This window comes from Streptomyces sp. MP131-18 (assembly GCF_001984575.1).
GTDB lineage: Bacteria > Actinomycetota > Actinomycetes > Streptomycetales > Streptomycetaceae > Streptomyces > Streptomyces johnsoniae.
The window spans coordinates 3,154,664-3,173,693 of sequence record NZ_LZNS01000001.1 but is presented as its reverse complement, the minus strand read 5'-3'; the positions used below and the strand labels follow the sequence as shown (position 1 = coordinate 3,173,693).

General features: G+C 73.0%; 18 protein-coding genes and 3 tRNA genes. 14 read left to right on the top strand and 7 right to left on the bottom strand.

The genetic code is table 11. From position 1 onward, the window contains the following. The first annotated feature begins 2 nt into the window (after window positions 1-2). Both STBA_RS14105 and STBA_RS14100 read left to right on the top strand, forming a co-directional pair. Complete coding sequence (locus STBA_RS14105; RefSeq protein WP_077063316.1) at window positions 3-1,022, top strand: ABC transporter ATP-binding protein; 1,020 nt, start codon at window positions 3-5, stop codon at window positions 1,020-1,022. Further along, entirely contained in the window at window positions 1,019-1,939 is a 921-nt protein-coding gene (locus STBA_RS14100; RefSeq protein ID WP_077059586.1) for a dihydrodipicolinate synthase family protein, read from the top strand. The genes STBA_RS14105 and STBA_RS14100 overlap by 4 nt, the downstream gene beginning before the upstream one ends. A gap of 62 nt (window positions 1,940-2,001) precedes the next feature. On the opposite strand, the gene STBA_RS14095 is transcribed toward STBA_RS14100, so the two are convergent. The 5 genes from STBA_RS14095 to STBA_RS14075 form a co-directional block, all read right to left on the bottom strand. Further along, a complete protein-coding gene (locus tag STBA_RS14095; RefSeq protein WP_077059585.1) occupies window positions 2,002-3,252 on the bottom strand; it encodes a sialidase family protein in 1,251 nt (416 codons plus the stop codon). 248 nt (window positions 3,253-3,500) lie between these two features. Next, window positions 3,501-4,706, bottom strand: coding sequence for a phospholipase D-like domain-containing protein (locus STBA_RS14090; RefSeq protein ID WP_216355926.1), 1,206 nt, complete (start codon window positions 4,704-4,706; stop codon window positions 3,501-3,503). Window positions 4,707-5,576: 870 nt separating this feature from the next. Continuing rightward, on the bottom strand, window positions 5,577-6,236 hold the full coding sequence (locus tag STBA_RS14085) for an NAD(P)H-binding protein (RefSeq protein WP_077059584.1): 660 nt from the start codon (window positions 6,234-6,236) through the stop codon (window positions 5,577-5,579). Between the two features lie 60 nt (window positions 6,237-6,296). Beyond that, entirely contained in the window at window positions 6,297-8,144 is a 1,848-nt protein-coding gene (locus STBA_RS14080; RefSeq protein ID WP_366510923.1) for a sialidase family protein, read from the bottom strand. A gap of 250 nt (window positions 8,145-8,394) precedes the next feature. Then, window positions 8,395-9,609 carry a hydrolase gene (locus STBA_RS14075; RefSeq protein WP_077059583.1) on the bottom strand — a complete coding sequence of 405 codons (1,215 nt, stop codon included), beginning with the start codon at window positions 9,607-9,609 and terminating at the stop codon, window positions 8,395-8,397. Between the two features lie 150 nt (window positions 9,610-9,759). On the opposite strand from STBA_RS14075, the gene STBA_RS14070 reads away from it, so the two are divergent. From STBA_RS14070 to STBA_RS14035, 8 genes are all read left to right on the top strand, one after another. Further along, window positions 9,760-9,832: transfer RNA gene (locus STBA_RS14070), tRNA-Thr, on the top strand. Between the two features lie 46 nt (window positions 9,833-9,878). Beyond that, window positions 9,879-9,951 (top strand) — tRNA-Met (locus tag STBA_RS14065). A gap of 94 nt (window positions 9,952-10,045) precedes the next feature. Then, window positions 10,046-10,210, top strand: a complete 165-nt coding sequence (rpmG, locus tag STBA_RS14060) for a 50S ribosomal protein L33 (protein WP_077059582.1) — start codon at window positions 10,046-10,048, stop codon at window positions 10,208-10,210. Window positions 10,211-10,315: 105 nt separating this feature from the next. Continuing rightward, entirely contained in the window at window positions 10,316-10,792 is a 477-nt protein-coding gene (locus STBA_RS14055; protein ID WP_077059581.1) for a MaoC family dehydratase N-terminal domain-containing protein, read from the top strand. Further along, window positions 10,789-11,223 carry a MaoC family dehydratase gene (locus STBA_RS14050; protein ID WP_077059580.1) on the top strand — a complete coding sequence of 145 codons (435 nt, stop codon included), beginning with the start codon at window positions 10,789-10,791 and terminating at the stop codon, window positions 11,221-11,223. The genes STBA_RS14055 and STBA_RS14050 overlap by 4 nt, the downstream gene beginning before the upstream one ends. 66 nt (window positions 11,224-11,289) lie before the next feature. Further along, entirely contained in the window at window positions 11,290-11,868 is a 579-nt protein-coding gene (locus STBA_RS14045) for a TetR/AcrR family transcriptional regulator (protein ID WP_077059579.1), read from the top strand. An 88-nt stretch (window positions 11,869-11,956) separates the two neighbouring features. After that, complete coding sequence (locus STBA_RS14040; protein ID WP_077059578.1) at window positions 11,957-13,420, top strand: DHA2 family efflux MFS transporter permease subunit; 1,464 nt, start codon at window positions 11,957-11,959, stop codon at window positions 13,418-13,420. Window positions 13,421-13,514: 94 nt separating this feature from the next. Beyond that, on the top strand, window positions 13,515-14,570 hold the full coding sequence (locus STBA_RS14035; RefSeq protein ID WP_077059577.1) for a UDP-N-acetylmuramate dehydrogenase: 1,056 nt from the start codon (window positions 13,515-13,517) through the stop codon (window positions 14,568-14,570). A 15-nt stretch (window positions 14,571-14,585) separates the two neighbouring features. On the opposite strand, the gene STBA_RS14030 is transcribed toward STBA_RS14035, so the two are convergent. Both STBA_RS14030 and STBA_RS14025 read right to left on the bottom strand, forming a co-directional pair. Next, window positions 14,586-15,614 carry an adenosine deaminase gene (locus tag STBA_RS14030; protein ID WP_079251911.1) on the bottom strand — a complete coding sequence of 343 codons (1,029 nt, stop codon included), beginning with the start codon at window positions 15,612-15,614 and terminating at the stop codon, window positions 14,586-14,588. 112 nt (window positions 15,615-15,726) lie between these two features. Continuing rightward, the gene (locus STBA_RS14025; RefSeq protein WP_077059575.1) at window positions 15,727-16,956 is read right to left on the bottom strand and encodes a pyridoxal phosphate-dependent aminotransferase; all 1,230 of its coding nucleotides are present in this window, start codon (window positions 16,954-16,956) and stop codon (window positions 15,727-15,729) included. A gap of 201 nt (window positions 16,957-17,157) precedes the next feature. On the opposite strand from STBA_RS14025, the gene STBA_RS14020 reads away from it, so the two are divergent. The 4 genes from STBA_RS14020 (at window position 17,158) to STBA_RS14005 (ending at window position 19,024) form a co-directional block, all read left to right on the top strand. After that, window positions 17,158-17,230, top strand: a tRNA-Trp gene (locus STBA_RS14020). 78 nt (window positions 17,231-17,308) lie between these two features. After that, a complete protein-coding gene (secE, locus tag STBA_RS14015; protein ID WP_077063313.1) occupies window positions 17,309-17,578 on the top strand; it encodes a preprotein translocase subunit SecE in 270 nt (89 codons plus the stop codon). Between the two features lie 41 nt (window positions 17,579-17,619). Then, the gene (gene nusG, locus STBA_RS14010) at window positions 17,620-18,420 is read left to right on the top strand and encodes a transcription termination/antitermination protein NusG (RefSeq protein WP_077059574.1); all 801 of its coding nucleotides are present in this window, start codon (window positions 17,620-17,622) and stop codon (window positions 18,418-18,420) included. Window positions 18,421-18,541: 121 nt separating this feature from the next. Then, on the top strand, window positions 18,542-19,024 hold the full coding sequence (locus STBA_RS14005) for a GNAT family N-acetyltransferase (protein ID WP_171987704.1): 483 nt from the start codon (window positions 18,542-18,544) through the stop codon (window positions 19,022-19,024). Window positions 19,025-19,030: the final 6 nt, after the last annotated feature.

The window sequence follows — 19,030 nt, the reverse complement described above, 5'->3', positions numbered from 1 at the left end:
TCATGACCGTCACGGACGCGCACATGGTCTACTCGGCCCGCACCGGCGGCCTGTTCCGCCCGGACCGGGTGTACGCGCTCACCGGCGCCGACCTGACCGTCGCGCCCGGCGAAACCCTCGGCGTGGTCGGCGAGTCCGGCTGCGGCAAGTCCACGCTCGCCCGGGTCCTGGTCGGCGTGGAACGCCCCACCCGCGGCACCGTCGCCTTCCGCGGCCGTGACCTGTGGGCCATGCGGCCCGCCGAGCGCCGCGAGACCATCGGCACCGGCATCGGGATGATCTTCCAGGACCCGTCGACGGCACTCAACCGCCGCCTGTCCGTGCGCCGCGTGCTGCGCGACCCCCTCGACGTGCACCGCCGGGGCACGCCGGCCGCCAGGGAGGAACGCGTGCGGGAGCTGATGGCCCTGGTCGGGCTGCCCGCGCAGCTGGCCGGCGCCCTGCCCGGACAGCTGTCCGGCGGCCAGCGGCAGCGCGTCGCCATCGCCCGTGCGCTGGCCCTCGAACCCGATCTGGTCATCGCCGACGAGCCCACCAGCGCCCTGGACGTCTCCGTGCGCGCCCAGATCCTCAACCTGCTCCTCGACCTCAAGGAACGGCTCGGCCTCGCGCTGGTCTTCGTCTCCCACGACATCCAGACCGTGCGCCGGATGAGCGACCGCGTCGTCACCATGTACCTCGGCCGGATCGTCGAGGAGGCGCCCGCGGGGGACATCACCACCCGCGCCAGGCACCCCTACACCCGCGCCCTCTTCTCCGCGACGCCCGGCCTGCTCGACCCCATCGACCCGATACCGCTGGCGGGTCCCGTTCCCTCGGCGGTCAGCCCGCCGAGCGGCTGCCCGTTCCGCACCCGGTGCTGGAAGGCCGACGAGGTGTGCGCCGCGTCGATGCCGGACTTCGCCGCAAGTGGCCGGGAAACTCCCGGCATGCACCGATTCCGCTGTCATCACCCCGTCGGGGAGTCCGAGTCCACCCACGACCTCGTCGTCCAGGCCACGAGCGCCGGGGAGCGTTCATGAGCATGCCCGCACGCCTCACCGGCGTCATCCCGCCCGTCTGCACCCCCCTGACCCCCGAGGGCGAGGTGGACACCCACTCGCTGCTCAAGCTCGTCGACCACCTGGCCGGGGCCGGGGTCGACGCCCTGTTCCTGCTCGGCTCCACCTCGGAGGTCGCGTTCCTGACCGACACCAGGCGGCGCACGGTCGTCGAGACCGTGACCGCCCACCTCGACGGCTCTCTGCCCGTGCTCGCCGGGGCCATCGACACCACCACGCCGCGCGTCCTCGCGCACGCGCGCACCGCGCTCGCGGCCGGCGCCGACGCGGTCGTCGCCACCGTGCCGTTCTACACGCGTACCCACCCGGCCGAGATCGACCGGCACTTCCGGCTGCTCGCGGAGCACACCGGGGCGCCGGTCGTCGCCTACGATCTGCCGGTCGCCGTGCAGACCAAGCTCGACCCGGACGTCGTCCTCTCGCTCGCCGCCGACGGCGTGCTCACCGGGCTGAAGGACTCCAGCGGCGACCAGGCCGCGCTGCGCGAGGTGATCACCGCGGCCATCCCCGGCTTCTCGGTCCTCACCGGGTCGGAACTCCTCGTCGACACCGCCCTGCTGATGGGCGCCGACGGCGTCGTCCCCGGCCTCGGCAACGTCGACCCGCACGGCTACGTCCGGCTCTACCGGCTCTGCGCGGCGGGCGACTGGGACCGCGCCAGGACGGAGCAGGAACGCCTGTGCAACCTGTTCGCCATGGTCGACGTGGGCTCGGCCGACCGGATGGGCCGCGGCTCCTCCGGCATCGGCGCGTTCAAGGCGGCCCTGCGGCTGCGCGGCGTCATCGACCACGCCACGACCGCGGAGCCGCAGATCCCGCTGTCGGACGGCGAAATCGAACGGGTCGCCAAGTACCTGGCCGCCGCCGGGCTGCTCTGAAGGCACCTGCCCCCGGCCGCCGGTGGGCGGCCGGGGGGCAGGGCCTGGGGTCAGGTGGCGCGTCAGCGGCCGGTCAGGCCGGTCAGGCGGCGGAACTCGATCGTCTCGTACGGCCCGTCCGCACCCGTCTCGTACAGCACCCCCACCGTGTCCCGGTCGACCTGCACCAGGTCGGAGTACGCGGCGGGCAGCTCCGACAGGGTCGTCACGCGGCGGAACGAGCCGCCCGCGTCGTCGCTGCGCCACACGGCGAGCGCCTCGCGGGCCGACGGGTTGGAAGGACCGGCGAACAGCAGCGGGGCGTCGGCCCCGCCGTCCACCTGGAGCACGGTGGCCTGGACCACCGGCACGTCGTTCAGCGTGGGCTGCACGGCCCAGGGCCGCTCCAGCGTCGCGCCGCCGTCGCCCGAATACGAGTCCAGCCGGTTGCCCGCGGCCGTCCCGTTCTGGTCGCGGGAGGTGAAGTACACGCGTCCGTCCGGCAGTTCGGCGGCCAGTGACTCATTGGCGTTGAGGGCGCCCTCGTAGGAGTCGTCCACGTACCCGAGCCCCCACGTCTGTCCGCCGTCGTCGCTGAACAGCGCGTGCGCCCCGTAGTACTTCGCCTCCTGCCCGGTGTCCGCCGAGCCCTCGGGCGGCGCGGCCGAGTGGTTGGCGGGGACGAGGAGGCGGCCCGCGTGCGCGCCGTGCGTGAGCGCGATCGCGTGCCCGGGGCCCGTCGCGTACCAGCGCCAGTGCGGCAGCTTGGCCGTGTCGGTGATCTCGCGCGGCTCGCCGAACGTGCGGCCGTCGTCGTCGCTGGTCTGCACGAAGACGCGGCGGCTCTCCTCGGGGCCGACCTCGCCCCGCATGATCTCCGCCTCGGTCGCCTGCCCGCCGTTGAAGCAGGTGACCAGGACCACCCGGCCGGTGGCCGGATCGACGACCGGCGCCGGGTTCCCCCGGGTGTCGCCGCCGCCCGCCGCGACCACGGACAGCGGCCCCCAGGTGCAGCCGCCGTCGGTCGAACGGCGCACCACCACGTCGATGTTGCCGGTGTCGCCCGCGCCGCCCACCCGGCCTTCGGCGAAGGCGAGGAGGGCACCCTCGGCCGTGGTGACCACGGCCGGGATGCGGTAGGTGTCGTAGCCGCCCTCGCCCGAGGCGTACGGCACGGACGAGGTGCACCCGGCGGCCGGGGCGCCGGCCGGGCCGGCGTCCGCGCCCGCGCCAGGACCAGGATCGGCGAGGGCGCCGGCGGCGGTGGCGAGGACGCCGAGAGCCGCCGTCGTCGTCAGGAACAGCACGCGCAGGGCAGGAGTCGAGGAATGCATCGCTTCATGGGCTCCTTCGCTCGGGGACGCCGACCGGAGGTGGGACGTCCGACCTCCCGCAAGGACCATACGGCGATGAACGGGCCCCGACAAGAAGGGGCGCTGTTCCGCCGGGGGCCGCTCGCCCGGGCGGAGAAACGTCGACGAGCGGGACACACGCGGGCGGCCGGGTACTTCTCGCGCCCGCGCCGGGTACGGCGCGGCCGGGGCCGTTCCGTCCCCGCACGCGGGGTGCCGCTCCCCGGCGCTCAGGCGCGGCAGGCGGCTCGCAGATCGTAGAACCAGGACAGATAGGCGTCGTGAACCTCTCGTCCCATGATGCGCAGTTGCGAGTCGTCGGAGTTTTCCAGGTGCGTGAAGTTGGCGCTGCCGGTGTAGACCCGCGGGACGATGTCGTCGTCGTAGTGGCCGTCGGTCATCATCACCTTCGCGTGCGGACGCACCTGGTGTCCGGCGGCCACGTCGTGGGTGCACGGGGTGAGCTGGAGCGTTTTGCCGTTGGCCGCGGTGTTGTCCAGCGTGCTCATCACGGTGGGTTCGATGCCGTTCGTCGCGTAGACGACATCGATCCAGCAGTTCTCGCCGCGCAGCCGGATCAGCTCCTCGGCGATGGCCCTGCGGTGCTGGGTGAAGGCGGAGACGACCAGCCGGATGTCGGTCTGCCGGGCGACGCCCGCCTCGTCCTGGTAGGAGCACTCGACGTTCCGCAGGACGTTCACCATCGGGTCGCCCGTGCCCTGGGCACGCGGGTAGAAGTGCGCCCGGTACGTCGAGCCGGTCGGGGTGGTCCAGAAGTAGTCGGGGGCAACGTCCCGCTTCCGGCCGGCGTTCAGATCGGCGAAGTGCCTTCGGTAGCCGTCGTAGACGGTGGCGTCGCTCAGTGTGAAGGCTTCGTTGTAGGAGTTGAAGAGGTACCAGTCCGTCAGGTTGGACGAGCTCTGGAAGACGACGTCCTGGTGGGTCGCACCGTTGGCGAGGACCACCCGGGAGAAGAGAGCGAATTTCTCATGCGAGTAGTTCCGCCCGATGCAGCCGCGGTCGGTGCCGCACTGCACGACCCAGGAACCGGCGGAGTCGCCGTGCCCGAGGGCGCTGTCCAGTCGCTCGTGCACCGGGTCGTTCTTGTCCGTGCTGTCCAGGATGATCCGTACGTCGACGCCTCGGTCGTGCGCGGCGAGCAGGCTGTCCACCACCTGCTGCGGGACGCCGCTCGCCCCGTCGGTGAACTCGAACATGGCGAACTCGATCCGCTCGTTGGCCGGAGTCGCCCGGATCAGGCCGATCAGCTGATCGAAGACGGCCCGCTGGGCCGCGGTCGGTGTGCCGGACGCGGGGCCCGCAGCCGGGTCGTTGAATACCGCCCCGTTCATCACCGGCTCGGCCGCGGCCGGACGGGGTTCGGCCGCGGCGGCGGGCGCCCACGGCAGCAGCAGCACGGCCAGGCAAGCTCCCACCACGCGTAACGGCGAGCGGAGCGAACGAAAGTGTGACGGACGCATGGTTCCTCCCCGGGCCGACAATGCCGCCGGGAAGGTACTGCGAACGCCCACCACGCGCAATGCTGTGCGTCGGCTCCGGGCTGTCAGCTGCCGCGTGGGCACCTGGAACGACGGCTCGGCACGGACTCACCGTCCGCCGTTCACCCACAGTGCGGCCCCATACACCTGGCTGACCACGGGTGCCGCGCGCCATGAAAGCGAGACGAAAGCGTCGCCGCCATTCTTGCCGGGTAACGGGGCATCTCCGTCGGCCGCAAACCGATGGGTGCACTCGTCGGGGGAGACGGGCCGGCGGTGCCAGCGTCGCCGGCCCGCCGAAGGAGAGAGCGGACCGAAGCATGCGAGCGTGCGAGGCGTCCCGCGTGTCCGGTCGCGCGGGCTGCTCGGGCGGCAGCCCGCCGAACGGGCCGGGTTCGGCGTGTACGAGCCGGACTCCTCGGCGACGGTCGGCAGCTGGTCGGTTCGGAACGGCCGGTGGTCCGGTGCCCTTCTGGGAGCCCAGGAGCATCGGGCGCGGTACCGGTCTGCGCATCCGACCCGTGCGACGACTCTCCGGGCGGCACGGCGGCGGACGCCTCGGATTCCTCCGGCTCCGCCGATTCCCCGGACGCCGAGGACTCGGCACAGGGAGGAGACGACGTGAGCCGGCACGCGGCCCGGCGCCGAGCGTCCCGTCCGCCGATGCCCGGCCGGGGGATTACCGGGTTGCGCGGGGGCACCTCCCAGCCCCGAAAGAGGGCTGGGAAGTGCGACGGGGCAAACCTCGGCTGATGGGGCACCAGCAACTCATACGAGCGGCCTTGCCCCCGCGGTGGCGCACCGGCGTCAGGCCGCGACGCGGTCGACCGCCGTGCCCACCGGGGTGTCCCCGCCGATCAGGTCCAGCGTCAGCCCGGCCGTGCCCGGCCGGTCGAGCAGCGCGGCCAGCACGGCAGCCACGTCGTCCCGGCTGATCTGCCCGCGCGGCGTCCGTTCGGCCAGGTGCACCAGACCGGTCCCCGGATCGTCGGTGAGGCTCCCCGGCCGCAGGATCGTCCAGAACAGGCCCGTGCGGGCCCTGATGTCGGCGTCCGCCGCGGCCTTGGCCCGCAGGTAGGCCGCGAACACCGGGTCGGTGCCGGGCGGCGGCTCCTCGTCCGCGCCGATCGAGGAGACGACGAGGAAGCGGCGCACCCCGACCCGCTGGGCCGCGTCCGCGAACAGCGCGGCCGCGGCCCGGTCGACCGTCTCCTTGCGGGCGGCCCCGCTGCCCGGGCCCGCGCCCGCCGCGAAGACGGCCGCGTCCGCGCCCGCGAGGTGCCGGCCGACCTCCTCGGCACTCGCCGACTCCAGATCGCACACGACCGGCTCGGCCCCCGCGGCGAGCAACGCCCCGGCCTGCGCCGGATTTCTGATCAGCCCGGCCACCTGGTCCCCGCGGCCCGCGAGGAGCCGTTCGAGCCGGCGGGCGATCTTGCCGTGTCCTCCTGCAATGACAGTACGCATGCCCCGACCGTACGCCCCCGCCCCACCGCGGACGTGTGCGGCGGGGCCGGGGCGAGGGGCTCAGGAGCCGCCCGCGCCGATCTCGTCGAGGGGGAGCCGGGTGACGGCGTTCCCGCCCCCGGGCTCCGCGTTCGACTCCCGGAGCGCGGCCAGTTCCGCGGCGGTCAGCGCCCGGTCGTACACCCGCACCTCGTCCAGCGCACCGACCAGCCGCAGCCGGTCGTCGGGGCGCTGCCCGAGGTGCACGCCGAACGTCGAGGTCCGGCTCACGGTGCCGGGCGCCTCGGGCACGGACACCGCGGCGCCGCCGTCGACGGACAGGGACAGCCGCCCGCCCGCGCGCGTCAGCGCCAGATGGTGCCACTCCCCGTCGTTGAACGCGCCGTCCGTCACCACCTCCGCGCTGGCCGGCGCGGCACCGCCCTCGACCGCGGTCATCAGGGCCCGGACCCGGCCGTTCCCCGGCTCCCCGCGTACCCACACCTGCGGGGCCCGGCCTCCGACACCGCCCATCCACAGGAACGGGTGCTCGCCCGTCCCGACGGAGTACCGGAACCACAGGCTGACGGTGAAGTCGCCCGCGCCGAGCGGAAGTTCATCGCGGAACGGCAGCCGCACCCCGTCGCCCCCGCCGTCGAACGCCGCGCCCGCCCCGAACCTGCCCGCCGCCGTGCCCACCGAGCCGGTCACCGCCGCGGGCCCGGCGCCCGGGGCCAGATCGGGCGTCGAGGGGCCGGGACCGGCGCGCGGGCCGAGCCAGTCCTCGGTGAAGCGGGCGAACCTGATCTCGTCGCGCGCGTCCACGGGCCCCGCCTCGTACATCAGGCCCACCGTGCCGGTGCCGCCCGGGATCAGGACCATGTCGGAGTAGCCGGACCAGTCGGTGGTCACCACGGCGCCGCGGTCGGCGGCGTCGAACGTGACGCCGCCGTCCCAGGATGAGCGGATCATCATGGTGCGCCGCCGGTCGGGATCGGCGGGCGCGGCCAGCAGCAGCCGGTCGTCACCGAGGCGCAGCAGCGACCCCTGCACCTGCGGTGTGTAGAGGTCGGGCTGGGTCACGAACGGCGCGGCGAAGCTCTCGCCGCCGTCGTGGCTGACCGCGTAGTTGCGGTGGCCGAGGTCCGTGCCGTCCTGCTCGCGGCTGTTGACGTACACCCTGCCGCCGGGCAGTTCCGCCACGGCCATCTCGGACGGCTTCTGGCGGAACGTGCCGTCCGCCGCGATCGGCCAGGTGTCCACGGCGCCCAGCTGCCAGTTCTCGCCGCCGTCGTCGCTGTAGGCGAGGGCCCCGTGGTTGTGGGTGACGCGGCCGCCCGCGTAGGTCTCCGCGTTGACCGAGACCACCAGCCGCCCGCGATGCGTACCTGAAGCCAGTTGAATGCCGTGCAGCGGCCCCGTCGCGTACCAGGAGTTCCAGTCGTCGGGGCGCAGCTGCTCACGGATGTCCCGCGGCTCGGACCAGGTGGCGCCGTCGTCGTCGCTGTACTGGAGGTGGGGGATGCGTTCGCACGGTGCCGGGCAGTTGCCGCCGCCCTGGCCCGGGTTGCGGGTGGTGACGAGGAGGATGCGGCCGGTCGTGGCGTCGACGACGGGCGCCGGGTTGCCGTGGGTGTCGCCACCGCCCTCGGCGACGAGCCGGAGCGGCTCCCAGGAACGGCCGTTGTCGAAGGAGCGCTTGAGCACGACGTCGATGTCGCCGGCGTCGTCGCAGTTGTCCCTGCGGCCCTCGGCGAAGGCGAGCAGCGTGCCCTCCGTGGTGCTGACCACGGCGGGGATGCGGAAGCAGGCGTAGCCCTCCTCCAGGTCGGCCCGGAAGATCACCTCCTCCTCGAACGCGGCGGCCCCCTGCGGCGGTCCGGCCGCCGCGGCGGGCTCGTCCGCGGCGGCGGCGCCGTGCGGGAGCAGGGGCACGAGCAGGAACAGCGCACAGGCCGCGGCGGCACCGGCCGCGCGGTGGCGCCACGTTCGGCCCCGGATGCTGCGCCGTCGTCGGGTCCGTTGCTGGCATGGCGGTGGGGCCATCGTCGGCACGCCTTTCGGTGGGGGTGGGACATCGTACGTCCCATATCCTCGGCAGTGTCCCGGAGATGCGCATTACATGACAAGAACGCGCGCGGCCCGGCGCGCCGGTGACGCGCCGTCGGCCGCCGCGGCGTCAGCCCGTTGCCTGGCGCGGCAGTTCGAGCCCGCCGGCCGGCGCCCCGCAGAACTCGCGCACCGCGCTGGTGCGTGCCACGATCCGGCCGCGGTGGATCACCAGCCGCGTGTACCCCTGCGACAGCACACCGGCCACCGAATCCCCGCGCACCGCGAGCAGTTCGGCGGGGAACCCGGCCTCGACGCGCACCTCGGGCAGCCCGAGCGCCGCCCTGGCCCGGCGGCTGACCGCGCCGTAGGCGTCGTCCGCACCGCACTCGCGGCGCGCGGCCAGCAGGAACGCGGCCTCCAGCGGATCGCCGCGGCCCACCGGGTTGGCCGTGTCCCGCAGCGCCCCGCCGCCCGCCGCGACGGGCACCCCGGCCGCGGCGAGCAGCGCCACCGGCGTCGCCGCCGCCCCGGCGGGGCGCGCGGTATGGGCACAGGCGCCCTGCGGGACGCAGATGACGGCGACCCCCGCGGCGGCCAGCCGCTCGGCGGCCCGCGCTGCGAGCGGGCCGGGCAGGCGGGACAGGCCCGTGCAGGGGCCGATGGCCACGGCGGACCGGCAGGCCGCGGCCGCGGAGGCCAGCCGCGCGAGACGCGCCGGGTCCTCGCCCTCGGTGTGCAGGTCCACCGGGCGCCCGAAGGTGTCCGCGAGACCGAGCACCGTGTCGAGATGGCCGGCCGGGTCGGGGTCGAGGTCGGGGCAGCCGCCCAGGGCGTGCGCGCCCATCTCGGCGGCCTCGCGCAACCGCGCGCGGTTGTCAGCCCCCGCACGCCCGGTGAGCACCTGGGGCACGGCCACGGTGGTGAGGTCCACCAGGCCGCGCAGCGCCCGGCGCGTGCCGAGCGCCGCGTCGAGCGCCGTCAGGCCGCCCGCGCCGTCGACGCGGACGTGCGTGCGCTGCGCCGTCGCGCCGTGCCCGAGCTGGATCAGCGCGGCCTCGGTGATGCGGCGGCGCAGCGGGTGCAGGTCCTGCTCGGGCGGGGCGGTGGCATCGCCGGTGAGTGCGGTGTCGTGGTGGGCGTGCGGTTCGGCGGGCGCGGGGAGCAGCAGGTGGCCGGACAGGTCGACGTGGCCGCCGGCCGCGGCCCCGGGGGCGGAGTCGGAGGCGGCGGCGGAAAGGCTGCCGGGGGTGCCGACGGCCTCGATGCGGCCATGGCGGAGCCGGACGTCGACGGTCCGCCCGTCCGCGAGCCGCGGTCCGCTGAGTACGAGGCGCTCTGGCATCGGAAGCGAGCGTAAGGGGCGGGTGGGGCGGGGGAGGGGAAGGGTGGAATAGTCGTACCGCCGTGGCCCCGCTCGGGGCGCCCTGGCCGGTTGTCCCTGCCTATTCGGATTTCGCCTTGCGGGCCTGAGCGTGTAATCTCTTGAGCGCTCGCCCCAATAGCTCAGTCGGCAGAGCGTCTCCATGGTAAGGAGAAGGTCAACGGTTCGATTCCGTTTTGGGGCTCTGAGGTGTGTGGTCCCCTGCTGTGACAGGGGGGCGCGCATCTCATGGCGGCGTAGCTCAGTCGGTAGAGCAAACGGCTCATAATCGTTGTGTCACCGGTTCAAGTCCGGTCGCCGCTACGCACAGTAGCCGATTGCGGGGTCGGTCCTCCGATCGGCTACTCTCTCTGTGTTCGACCATGTTTGACCCGTCCATCCGTCAAGGAGCACTCACGTGGCTGCCACCGACGTCCGCCCGAAGATCACGCTGGCCTGCGTGGAGTGCAAGGAGCGGAACTACATCACCAGGAAGAACCGGCGGAACGACCCGGACCGCCTGGAGATGAAGAAGCACTGCCCGCGCTGCAATGCGCACACCGCACACCGCGAGACCCGCTGACCGCGAGGGACCATCCTGATTGCCGAGTGAGGCCGCTCCCGTGCCGGGGGCGGCCTTCTCGCGTCGTGCCGGCCCTCCCACCGCCGTACCCGAGGAAGTCTGACGATGGCACTCGACCAGTCGTTCGCCGGGCGGAGCTACCCGCCGACCGAGCCCTACGAGGTGGGGCGGGAGAAGATCCGCGAGTTCGCCGAGGCGATCGGCGACGCCAATCCCGCGTACACCGACCCGGCGGCGGCCCGGCGGCTCGGCCACCCGGACGTGATCGCGCCGCCCACGTTCGTCTTCGCGATCACCTACCGGGCGGCCGAGCAGGTCATCCGTGATCCCGGCCTCGGCCTCGACTACAGCCGGGTGGTGCACGGCGACCAGCGTTTCGCCTACACGCGGCCGGTGCACGCCGGTGACCGTCTGGCGGTGACCTCCACCATCGAGTCGGTGCGGTCGATGGCGGGGAACGAGATCGTCGACGTGCGCGGCGACGTGCACGACGAGAAGGGCGAGCACGTGGTGACGGCGTTCACCAAGCTGGTCGCACGCAAGCAGGAGCCCGCCACGGGCAGCGAGGGGGACGCACGGTGACCGCGGGAATCGCCTATGCGGACGTCGAGGTGGGCACCGAGCTGCCCGCCGCCTCCTTCCCGGTCACCCGCGCGACGCTGGTGCGGTACGCGGGCGCCTCGGGCGACTTCAACCCGATCCACTGGAACGAGCGGTTCGCCAGGGAGGTCGGCCTGCCGGACGTCATCGCGCACGGCATGTTCACGATGGCCGAGGCGGTCCGGGTGGTGACCGACTGGGCGGGGGACCCGGCCGCGGTGGTGGAGTACGGGGTCAGGTTCACCAAGCCGGTCGTCGTGCCGGACGACGACACCGGCGCGCTGATCGAGGTCACCGGCAAGGTGGCCGCCAGACTCGACGACGAGGCCCGCACGGTCCGCGTCGACCTCACGGCGCGCAGCGCCGGGCAGAAGGTTCTGGGCATGGCGCGCGCCGTGGTCCGGCTGGCCTGAGACCGGGGCTTGACGTTGTTAGTGATTGACCACTAACTTTTACGCGTGGCCAGGGAAAGCAGCCGGATGTCCGCCGACGAGCGGCGCGAGAGCGTCATTCGTGCGGCCATCACCGAGTTCGCCCGCGGCGGGTACGCGGGCACCTCGACGGCCGCTATCGCCCGCCGGGTCGGGGTGTCGCAGCCGTATCTCTTCCGGCTGTTCCCCGACAAGCGGGAGATCTTCCTGACCGCGGCCCGCCGTGGCACCGACGAGATCCGCCGGACCTTCGAGCGGGTGGCCGAGGGCCTCGACCCCGCGGCCGCGCGGCACGCGATGAGCACCGCCTACACGGAGCTGATCGCCGACCGCGACAAGCTGCTCTTCCAGCTCCAGATGTACGTCGCCGTGGAGAACGCGGAGGCCGAGGGGGACGCCGAGTTCGGCGAGCGCATCCGCGCGGCCTGGGTCGACCTGTGGGATTCCGTGCGCCTGCTCCTGGGCGCGGACGACGATGACGCCGGGGAGTTCATCGGTACCGGCATGCTCATCAACGTCCTGCTGGCCATGGGATTCCCCTCGGGGCACCGGGTCTGGGCGGCCTGCGACATCTTCGCCAAGGACGACCTCCACGCCAAGGGCGGCGTCTCCGCCGAGGGCGGCTGAGCGCCGCCGCGTCCGTTCTCCGTGCTCTTCGGGGCATCCGTGTGACCCTAAAAGTTATTGATCAATCACTATCTACTCGGGAGGGGCCATGCAGGACACCGCATCACCGTCCACCACGGCCGGGCGCGGGCCCGTCGTCTGGACGCTGCTCGTCACCAGCCTCGCCACCTTCATGGCGGCCCTGGACAACCTCGTCGTCACCACCGCACTGCCCGTCATCCGCGACGATCTCGGCGGCGGCCTCGCCGACCTGGAATGGATCGTCAACGGCTACACCCTGCCGTTCGCCTGCCTGCTGCTCCTCGGCGCCGCACTCGGCGACCGCTTCGGCCGCCGCCGCGTCTTCGCCTGGGGCGTGCTGCTGTTCACCCTCGCCTCGGCCGCCGCCGCCGTGGCCGGCAGCACCGGCGCGCTGATCGCCGCCCGGGCCGCCCAGGGCGCGGGCGCCGCCATCCTGCTGCCGCTCAGCCTCACCCTGATCTCCGCCGCCGTCCCGCCGGAACGGCGCGGCACCGCGTTCGGCATCTGGGGCGCCGTCAACGGCCTCGCCGTCGCCAGCGGCCCGCTCGTCGGCGGCGCCATCACCGAACACATCTCCTGGCAATGGATCTTCTGGCTGAACGTACCGATCGGCCTCGCGCTGCTGCCGCTGGTCCGCTACCGCCTCGCCGAGAGCCGCGGGGCCAACGACCGCCTCGATCTCGTCGGCACCGTGCTCGCCAGCGCCGGTCTCTTCGGCGTCGTCCTGTCGATCGTCCGCGGCCACGAGCACGGCTGGACCTCGGGCCCGGTCCTCGCCGGATTCGTCCTCGGCGGCCTGCTGCTCATCGCGTTCGTCCGGTGGGAAATGCACACGGACCACCCCATGCTGCCCATGCGCTTCTTCCGCTCCCGCACGTTCGCCGCCGTCAACGCGGCGAGCCTGCTGATGTACGCGGGCATGTTCGGGTCGATCTTCCTGCTCACCCAGTTCTTCCAGCTCATCCAGGGCTACTCGCCGCTGGACGCGGGCCTGCGGATGCTGCCCTGGACCGCCATGCCCATGCTCGTCGCGCCGATCGCGGGCGCCCTGACCGACCGCATAGGCGGCCGTTCCATCGTCGCCTCAGGACTCGCGCTCATGGCCGCGGGCATCGCCTGGCTCGCGCTCCTCGCCGATCCCGGCGTCAACTACACCAGCCAGATCCCCGCGTTCATCCTGTGCGGTATCGGCATGGCCATGTTCTTCGCGCCGACCGGTGCCATGGTCATGGGCGCGGTGCCGCCCACCGAACAGGGCATCGCCTCCGGCGTCAACAACGCGCTGCGCGAGGTCGGCGGCGCCCTCGGTATCGCCCTGCTCGCCTCCGTCTTCGCCGCCAGGGGCGGCTACGCCTCCCCGCAGGCGTTCACCGACGGGCTCGTCCCCGCGCTGTGGGTGGGCGTCGCCGCCCTGCTCGCCGCGACCGCCGCCGTGCTGTTCGTCCCCACCCGAGCCAGGCCCGCCGCTCCGGCCGCGCCGCCCGCCGCGCCGCAGGACCGCGCGCCCGAGGCGGTGCCGGCCGGGCGGTGAGCCGGACGCCACGCGGAACGTTCCCGGGCGGACGCCACCCGCGCCCGCCCGGGAACGTTCGTGCCCCGGCCGCGCCCCGGCCTATCCTGGCGAGGTGCACGTGATCGAGAAGGCCCCGCTCGCCCCGTTGACCACGCTGCGGCTCGGCGGCCCCGCGGAGCGGCTGGTCACCGCGGCCACCGACGAAGAGGTGATCGCGGCCGTCCGCGAGGCGGACGACGCGGGCACCCCGCTGCTGATCGTCGGCGGCGGCAGCAATCTGGTCGTTGCCGACGACGGGTTCCCCGGCACCGCGCTGCGCATCGCCACCACCGGCTTCCGCCTGGACGGCCCCCTGCTCGAACTGGCCGCGGGCGAGACCTGGTCGGACGCCGTCACCCGCACCGTCGACGCCGGGCTCGCCGGCATCGAGTGCCTGGCCGGTATCCCCGGCTCCGCGGGCGCCACCCCCATCCAGAACGTCGGCGCCTACGGCCAGGAGGTCTCCTCGGTCCTCACCGAGGTCGTCGCCTGGGACCGCGCCGACCGCACCGTCCGCACCATCCCGGCCGGGGAGTGCGGTTTCGCCTACCGGCACAGCCGGTTCAAGGCCGACCCCGGCCGCTTCGTCGTACTGCGCGTCCGCTTCCGCCTCCAGGACGCCGCCGGCCTCTCCGCCCCCCTCGGATACGCCGAGGTCGCCCGGCTGCTCGGCGCCGAGCCGGGCGGCCGCGTCCCCGTCGCAGCCGCCCGCGACGCCGTTCTGAAGCTGCGCACCGGCAAGGGCATGGTCCTCGACCCGGAGGACCACGACACCTGGTCCGCCGGATCGTTCTTCACCAACCCCGTGCTCGACGACGCCGAGTTCGCCGCCTTCCTGGCCGCCGTCGCCCGCCGGCTCGGCCCCGGGATCGTGCCGCCCTCCTACCCCGCGGGCGAGGGCCGCACCAAGACCTCCGCCGCCTGGCTCATCGACCGCGCCGGATTCACCAAGGGCTACGGCAGCGGGCCGGCGCGCATCTCCGGCAAGCACACCCTGGCCCTCACCAACCGCGGCCACGCCCGCACCGCCGATCTGCTGGCCCTGGCCCGCGAGGTGCGCGACGGCGTGCGCGAGGCGTTCGGCGTGACTCTCGTCAACGAGCCGGTCACCGTGAACGTCACTCTCTAGCGGGACTGTCCGCGGTCACAGCGCCAGCCACGCGTCGATGTCCGCCAGGATCTTCTCCCGCACGTCCCGCGGCGCCGCCGAGGCCAGCACCGACTGGCGCGCGAGCCCGGCCAGCTCCGCGTCGGTGAACCCGTGGTGCTCGCGGGCGATCTCGTACTGCGCCGCCAGCCGCGAGCCGAACAGCAGCGGGTCGTCCGCGCCGAGCGCCATCGGCACCCCGGCCGACCACAGCGTGCGCAGCGGCACATCCGCGAACGAGTCGTAGACGCCGAGCGCCACGTTCGACGCCGGGCACACCTCGCACGTCACCTGCGCCTCGGCCAGCTGCGCCAGCAGCCGCGGGTCCTCGGCGGCCCGCACGCCGTGGCCGATCCTGGCCGCCCGCAGATCGTCCAGGCAGTCCCGCACGCTCGAAGGACCCGACAACTCCCCGCCGTGCGGCACCGCCAGCAGCCCGCCCTCCCGGGCGATCGCGAACGCCCGGTCGAAGTCCCGCGCGAATCCGCGGCGTTCGTCATTGGACAGGCCGAAGCCCACGATGCCGCGGTCCCGGTGCCGGACGGCGAGGCGGGCCAGCGTCCTGGCATCGAGCGGGTGCCTGATCCGGCTCGCCGCGACCAGCAGCCGCATGCCGAGGCCGGTCTCGCGCGAGGTCGTCTCCACGGCGTCCAGGATGATTTCGAGCGCGGGCGTCAGCCCGCCGAGCCGCGGCGCGTAGGAGGTCGGGTCCACCTGGATCTCCAACCAGCGCGAGCCGTCCCGCACATCCTCCTCGGCGGCCTCGCGCACCAGCCGCTGAATGTCCTCAGGCGTGCGCAGGCAGGAGCGGGCGATGTCGTACAGCCGCTGGAAGCGGAACCATCCGCGCTCGTCCGTCGCCCGCAGCTGCGGCGGGAGCCCGCTGCTCAGCGCCTCCGGCAGGCGGACGCCGTGCCGGTCCGCGAGTTCGAGCAGCGTCGACGGCCGCATCGAGCCGGTGAAGTGCAGGTGGAGATGGGCTTTCGGCAGCGCGCGGACGTCACGGACAGGGGCAACACGATCCATTCCAAGATCTTGCCGCAAACCGGCGCGCGGCCGGTAGTCGTGTACCCCGGACGTGCGCCCGCCCGAACAACCGGCGCGGGGGCCGGCCGCCGGGCCGGCCCCCGCGCCCCGGTCAGTCCGCCGCCTCGCCCAGCAGCTTCTGTAGCCGCGAGACGCCCTCCACCAGGTCGTCGTCCCCCAGCGCGTAGGACAGCCGCAGGTAGCCCGGCGTGCCGAACGCCTCGCCCGGCACGACCGCGACCTCGGCCTCCTCCAGCAGCACCCCGGCCAGCTCCAGGCTGTTGGCCGGCCGCCGGCCGCGGATCTCCTTGCCCAGCAGACCCTTCACCGACGGGTAGGCGTAGAACGCGCCCTCCGGCTCCGGGCACTCGACGCCCTCGATGTCGTTCAGCATGCGCACGATCGTGCGACGCCGCCGGTCGAACGCCTCGCGCATCCGCTCCACGGCCGTCAGGTCCCCCGAAACCGCGGCGAGCGCCGCGGCCTGCGCCACGTTGCTCACGTTGGAAGTGGCGTGCGACTGGAGGTTGGTCGCCGCCTTGATCACGTCCTTGGGGCCGATCAGCCAGCCCACCCGCCAGCCGGTCATCGCGTACGTCTTCGCGACGCCGTTCACGACCACGCACCGGTCGGCCAGCTCCGGCACCGCCACCGGCAGCGACGTCGCGCTCGCCCCGCCGTAGACCAGGTGCTCGTAGATCTCGTCGGTCAGCACCCACAGACCGTGCTCCGCGGCCCACCGGCCGATCTCCTCCGTCTGCTCCCGCGAGTACACCGCGCCCGTCGGGTTGGACGGCGAGACGAAGAGGAGCACCTTCGTGCGCTCGGTCCTGGCGGCCTCCAACTGGGCCACGGAGGCGCGGTAGCCGGTCGTCTCGTCCGTGACCACCTCGACGGGAACGCCGCCGGCCAGCCGGATCGACTCCGGGTAAGTGGTCCAGTACGGAGCGGGCACGATGACCTCGTCGCCCGGGTCGAGGAGCGCGGCGAACGCCTCGTAGATCGCCTGCTTCCCGCCGTTGGTCACCAGGATCTGCGCCGGGTCCGCCGCGTACCCGGAGTCGCGCAGCGTCTTGGCCGCCAGCGCCTCCTTCAGCTCCGGCAGGCCGCCGGGCGGGGTGTAGCGGTGGAAGCGCGGGGTGCGGCAGGCCGCGACGGCCGCCTCGACGATGTACTCGGGAGTGGGGAAGTCGGGCTCGCCCGCGCCGAAGCCGATCACCGGTCGTCCGGCGGCCTTCAGCGCCTTGGCCTTGGCGTCGACCGCCAACGTCGCGGACTCGGAAATGGCGCCGATCCGGGCCGAGACCCGGCGGCCGACGGGGGAGGATGATGCGGCAGTCATAGGGGCATCGTCGCAGACGGCACCCGGACGCGGCACGCGGGTTGCCGCCGGGCCGCCGCGCCGCTTGTCCCCTCCCGCCCCACTCGTCCCACCCCCCGCGGCCCCTTCCTGGCCACCAACCGTTCGACGACTGGCGTTTCAGCACGTACACTCCTCACCGATGGTGCTTGATGCGGTACGTTGTCGGGCACCACGCGGCAAAGGGTCGTAGCTCAATTGGTAGAGCACTGGTCTCCAAAACCAGCGGTTGGGGGTTCAAGTCCCTCCGGCCCTGCTACACAAAATGACAGCCGTCCGGGTGGCCGGGCGGCTTATGACCATGACCGGGATCAGGTGAGGACGAGTGGCTGGGATCACGGACTCCGTGGAGACGCCAGAGCCCCGAGAGCCCCGGGGCGAGGGCACCGGCCGCCGTGGCCGGCGCGCCAAGAGGGGGCCCCTGGGCCGCCTCGCCCTCTTCTACCGGCAGGTGATCGCGGAGCTGCGCAAGGTCGTGTGGCCTTCGCGCCGCCAGCTCACGACCTACACCACGGCGGTGATCGTTTTTGTGGTCGTCGTCATCTGCATCCTGAGCATGCTTGACTGGGGTTTCAGCCGCGTCGTCGAGTATGTCTTCGGCTGATCTCACCACCCTCGTCCGAAAGCCAGGAAGAAGCAGCTACCGTGTCTGACCCGAATCCGTACGACGCCGCGCCCGACGCCGAGGGCGAGGACACCGCGCGCGACACCGACGGGACGGCCACCGCCGTCGACCGTCCCGAGGCCGAAGAGGCCGAGGCCGAGGCCGCTGCGGAGTCCGTTACGGAGGAGCCGGAGCAGCAGGAGCAGCCGGAGCAGCCGGAGCCGGTCGACCCCGTCGCCCAGCTCCGCGAGGAGCTTCGGGTCCTGCCGGGCGAGTGGTATGTCGTGCACACCTACGCGGGCTACGAGAACCGTGTGAAGACCAACCTGGAGCAGCGCTCCGTCTCGCTCAACGTCGAGGACTACATCTTCCAGGTCGAGGTGCCGCAGGAAGAGGTCGTCCAGATCAAGAACGGCGACCGGCGCACCATCAAGCAGAACAAGCTGCCCAGTTACGTGCTCGTGCGCATGGACCTGACGAACGAGTCCTGGGGCGTCGTGCGCAACACCCCGGGCGTCACCGGCTTCGTGGGCAATGCCTACGACCCGTACCCGCTGACGCTGGACGAGATCGTGAAGATGCTGGCCCCCGAGGCCGAGCAGAAGGCGGCCGACCAGGCCGCGGCCGAGGGCGGCGCCCCCTCGGGCGGGCGCAAGGTCGAGGTCCAGGTCCTGGACTTCGAGGTGGGCGACTCGGTCACGGTCACCGACGGCCCGTTCGCCACGCTCCAGGCCACGATCAATGAGATCAACCCGGACTCCAAGAAGGTCAAGGGCCTGGTGGAGATCTTCGGCCGCGAGACACCGGTCGAGCTGAGCTTCGACCAGATCCAGAAGAACTAGGCGCGGAAGCACGCCGAAGGGGCCCCCGACCAGCAGGTTTCCTGCCGGGCGTGGGCCCCTTCGGCGTGCTGTGGGCTGGCGGAGCCGCGGTTGTCAGTGGGGGGTGGCAGACTCCGTAAGCGTGAGTGACGACGTGTGTTTGAGGGACGTGGAGCCGGCCGATCTGGAGGTCTTCTTCGCGCAGGAGCAGGACCAGGAGGCCGCGCGGCGGGCCAATTTTCCGCCCAGGGAGCGGGGGGCCTTCATGGCCCACTGGAAGGCGAGGGTTTTGGGGGACCCCACCGTCTTCGTGCAGGCCGTCACCGTCGACGGTGAGTTGGCGGGCAATCTGGTGGCGTGGTGGGACGAGGGCCGGCGGTTCATCGGCTACTGGCTCGGGCGGCCGTACTGGGGCCGTGGCATAGGCACGCGGGCCCTGACGCTCTTCCTGGAGCGGGAGCAGGCCCGCCCGCTGTACGCCGATCCCTCCGCGGGGAACACCGGCTCGGTGCGGCTGCTGGAGAAGCACGGCTTCCGGCGCACCGGGACGGTTGCGTACGGCGAGCACGAGCACATCATGTTCGTGCTCGACGAGGACCGTCCCCGGAGCGGCACCGCCGGGTGAGCGGGC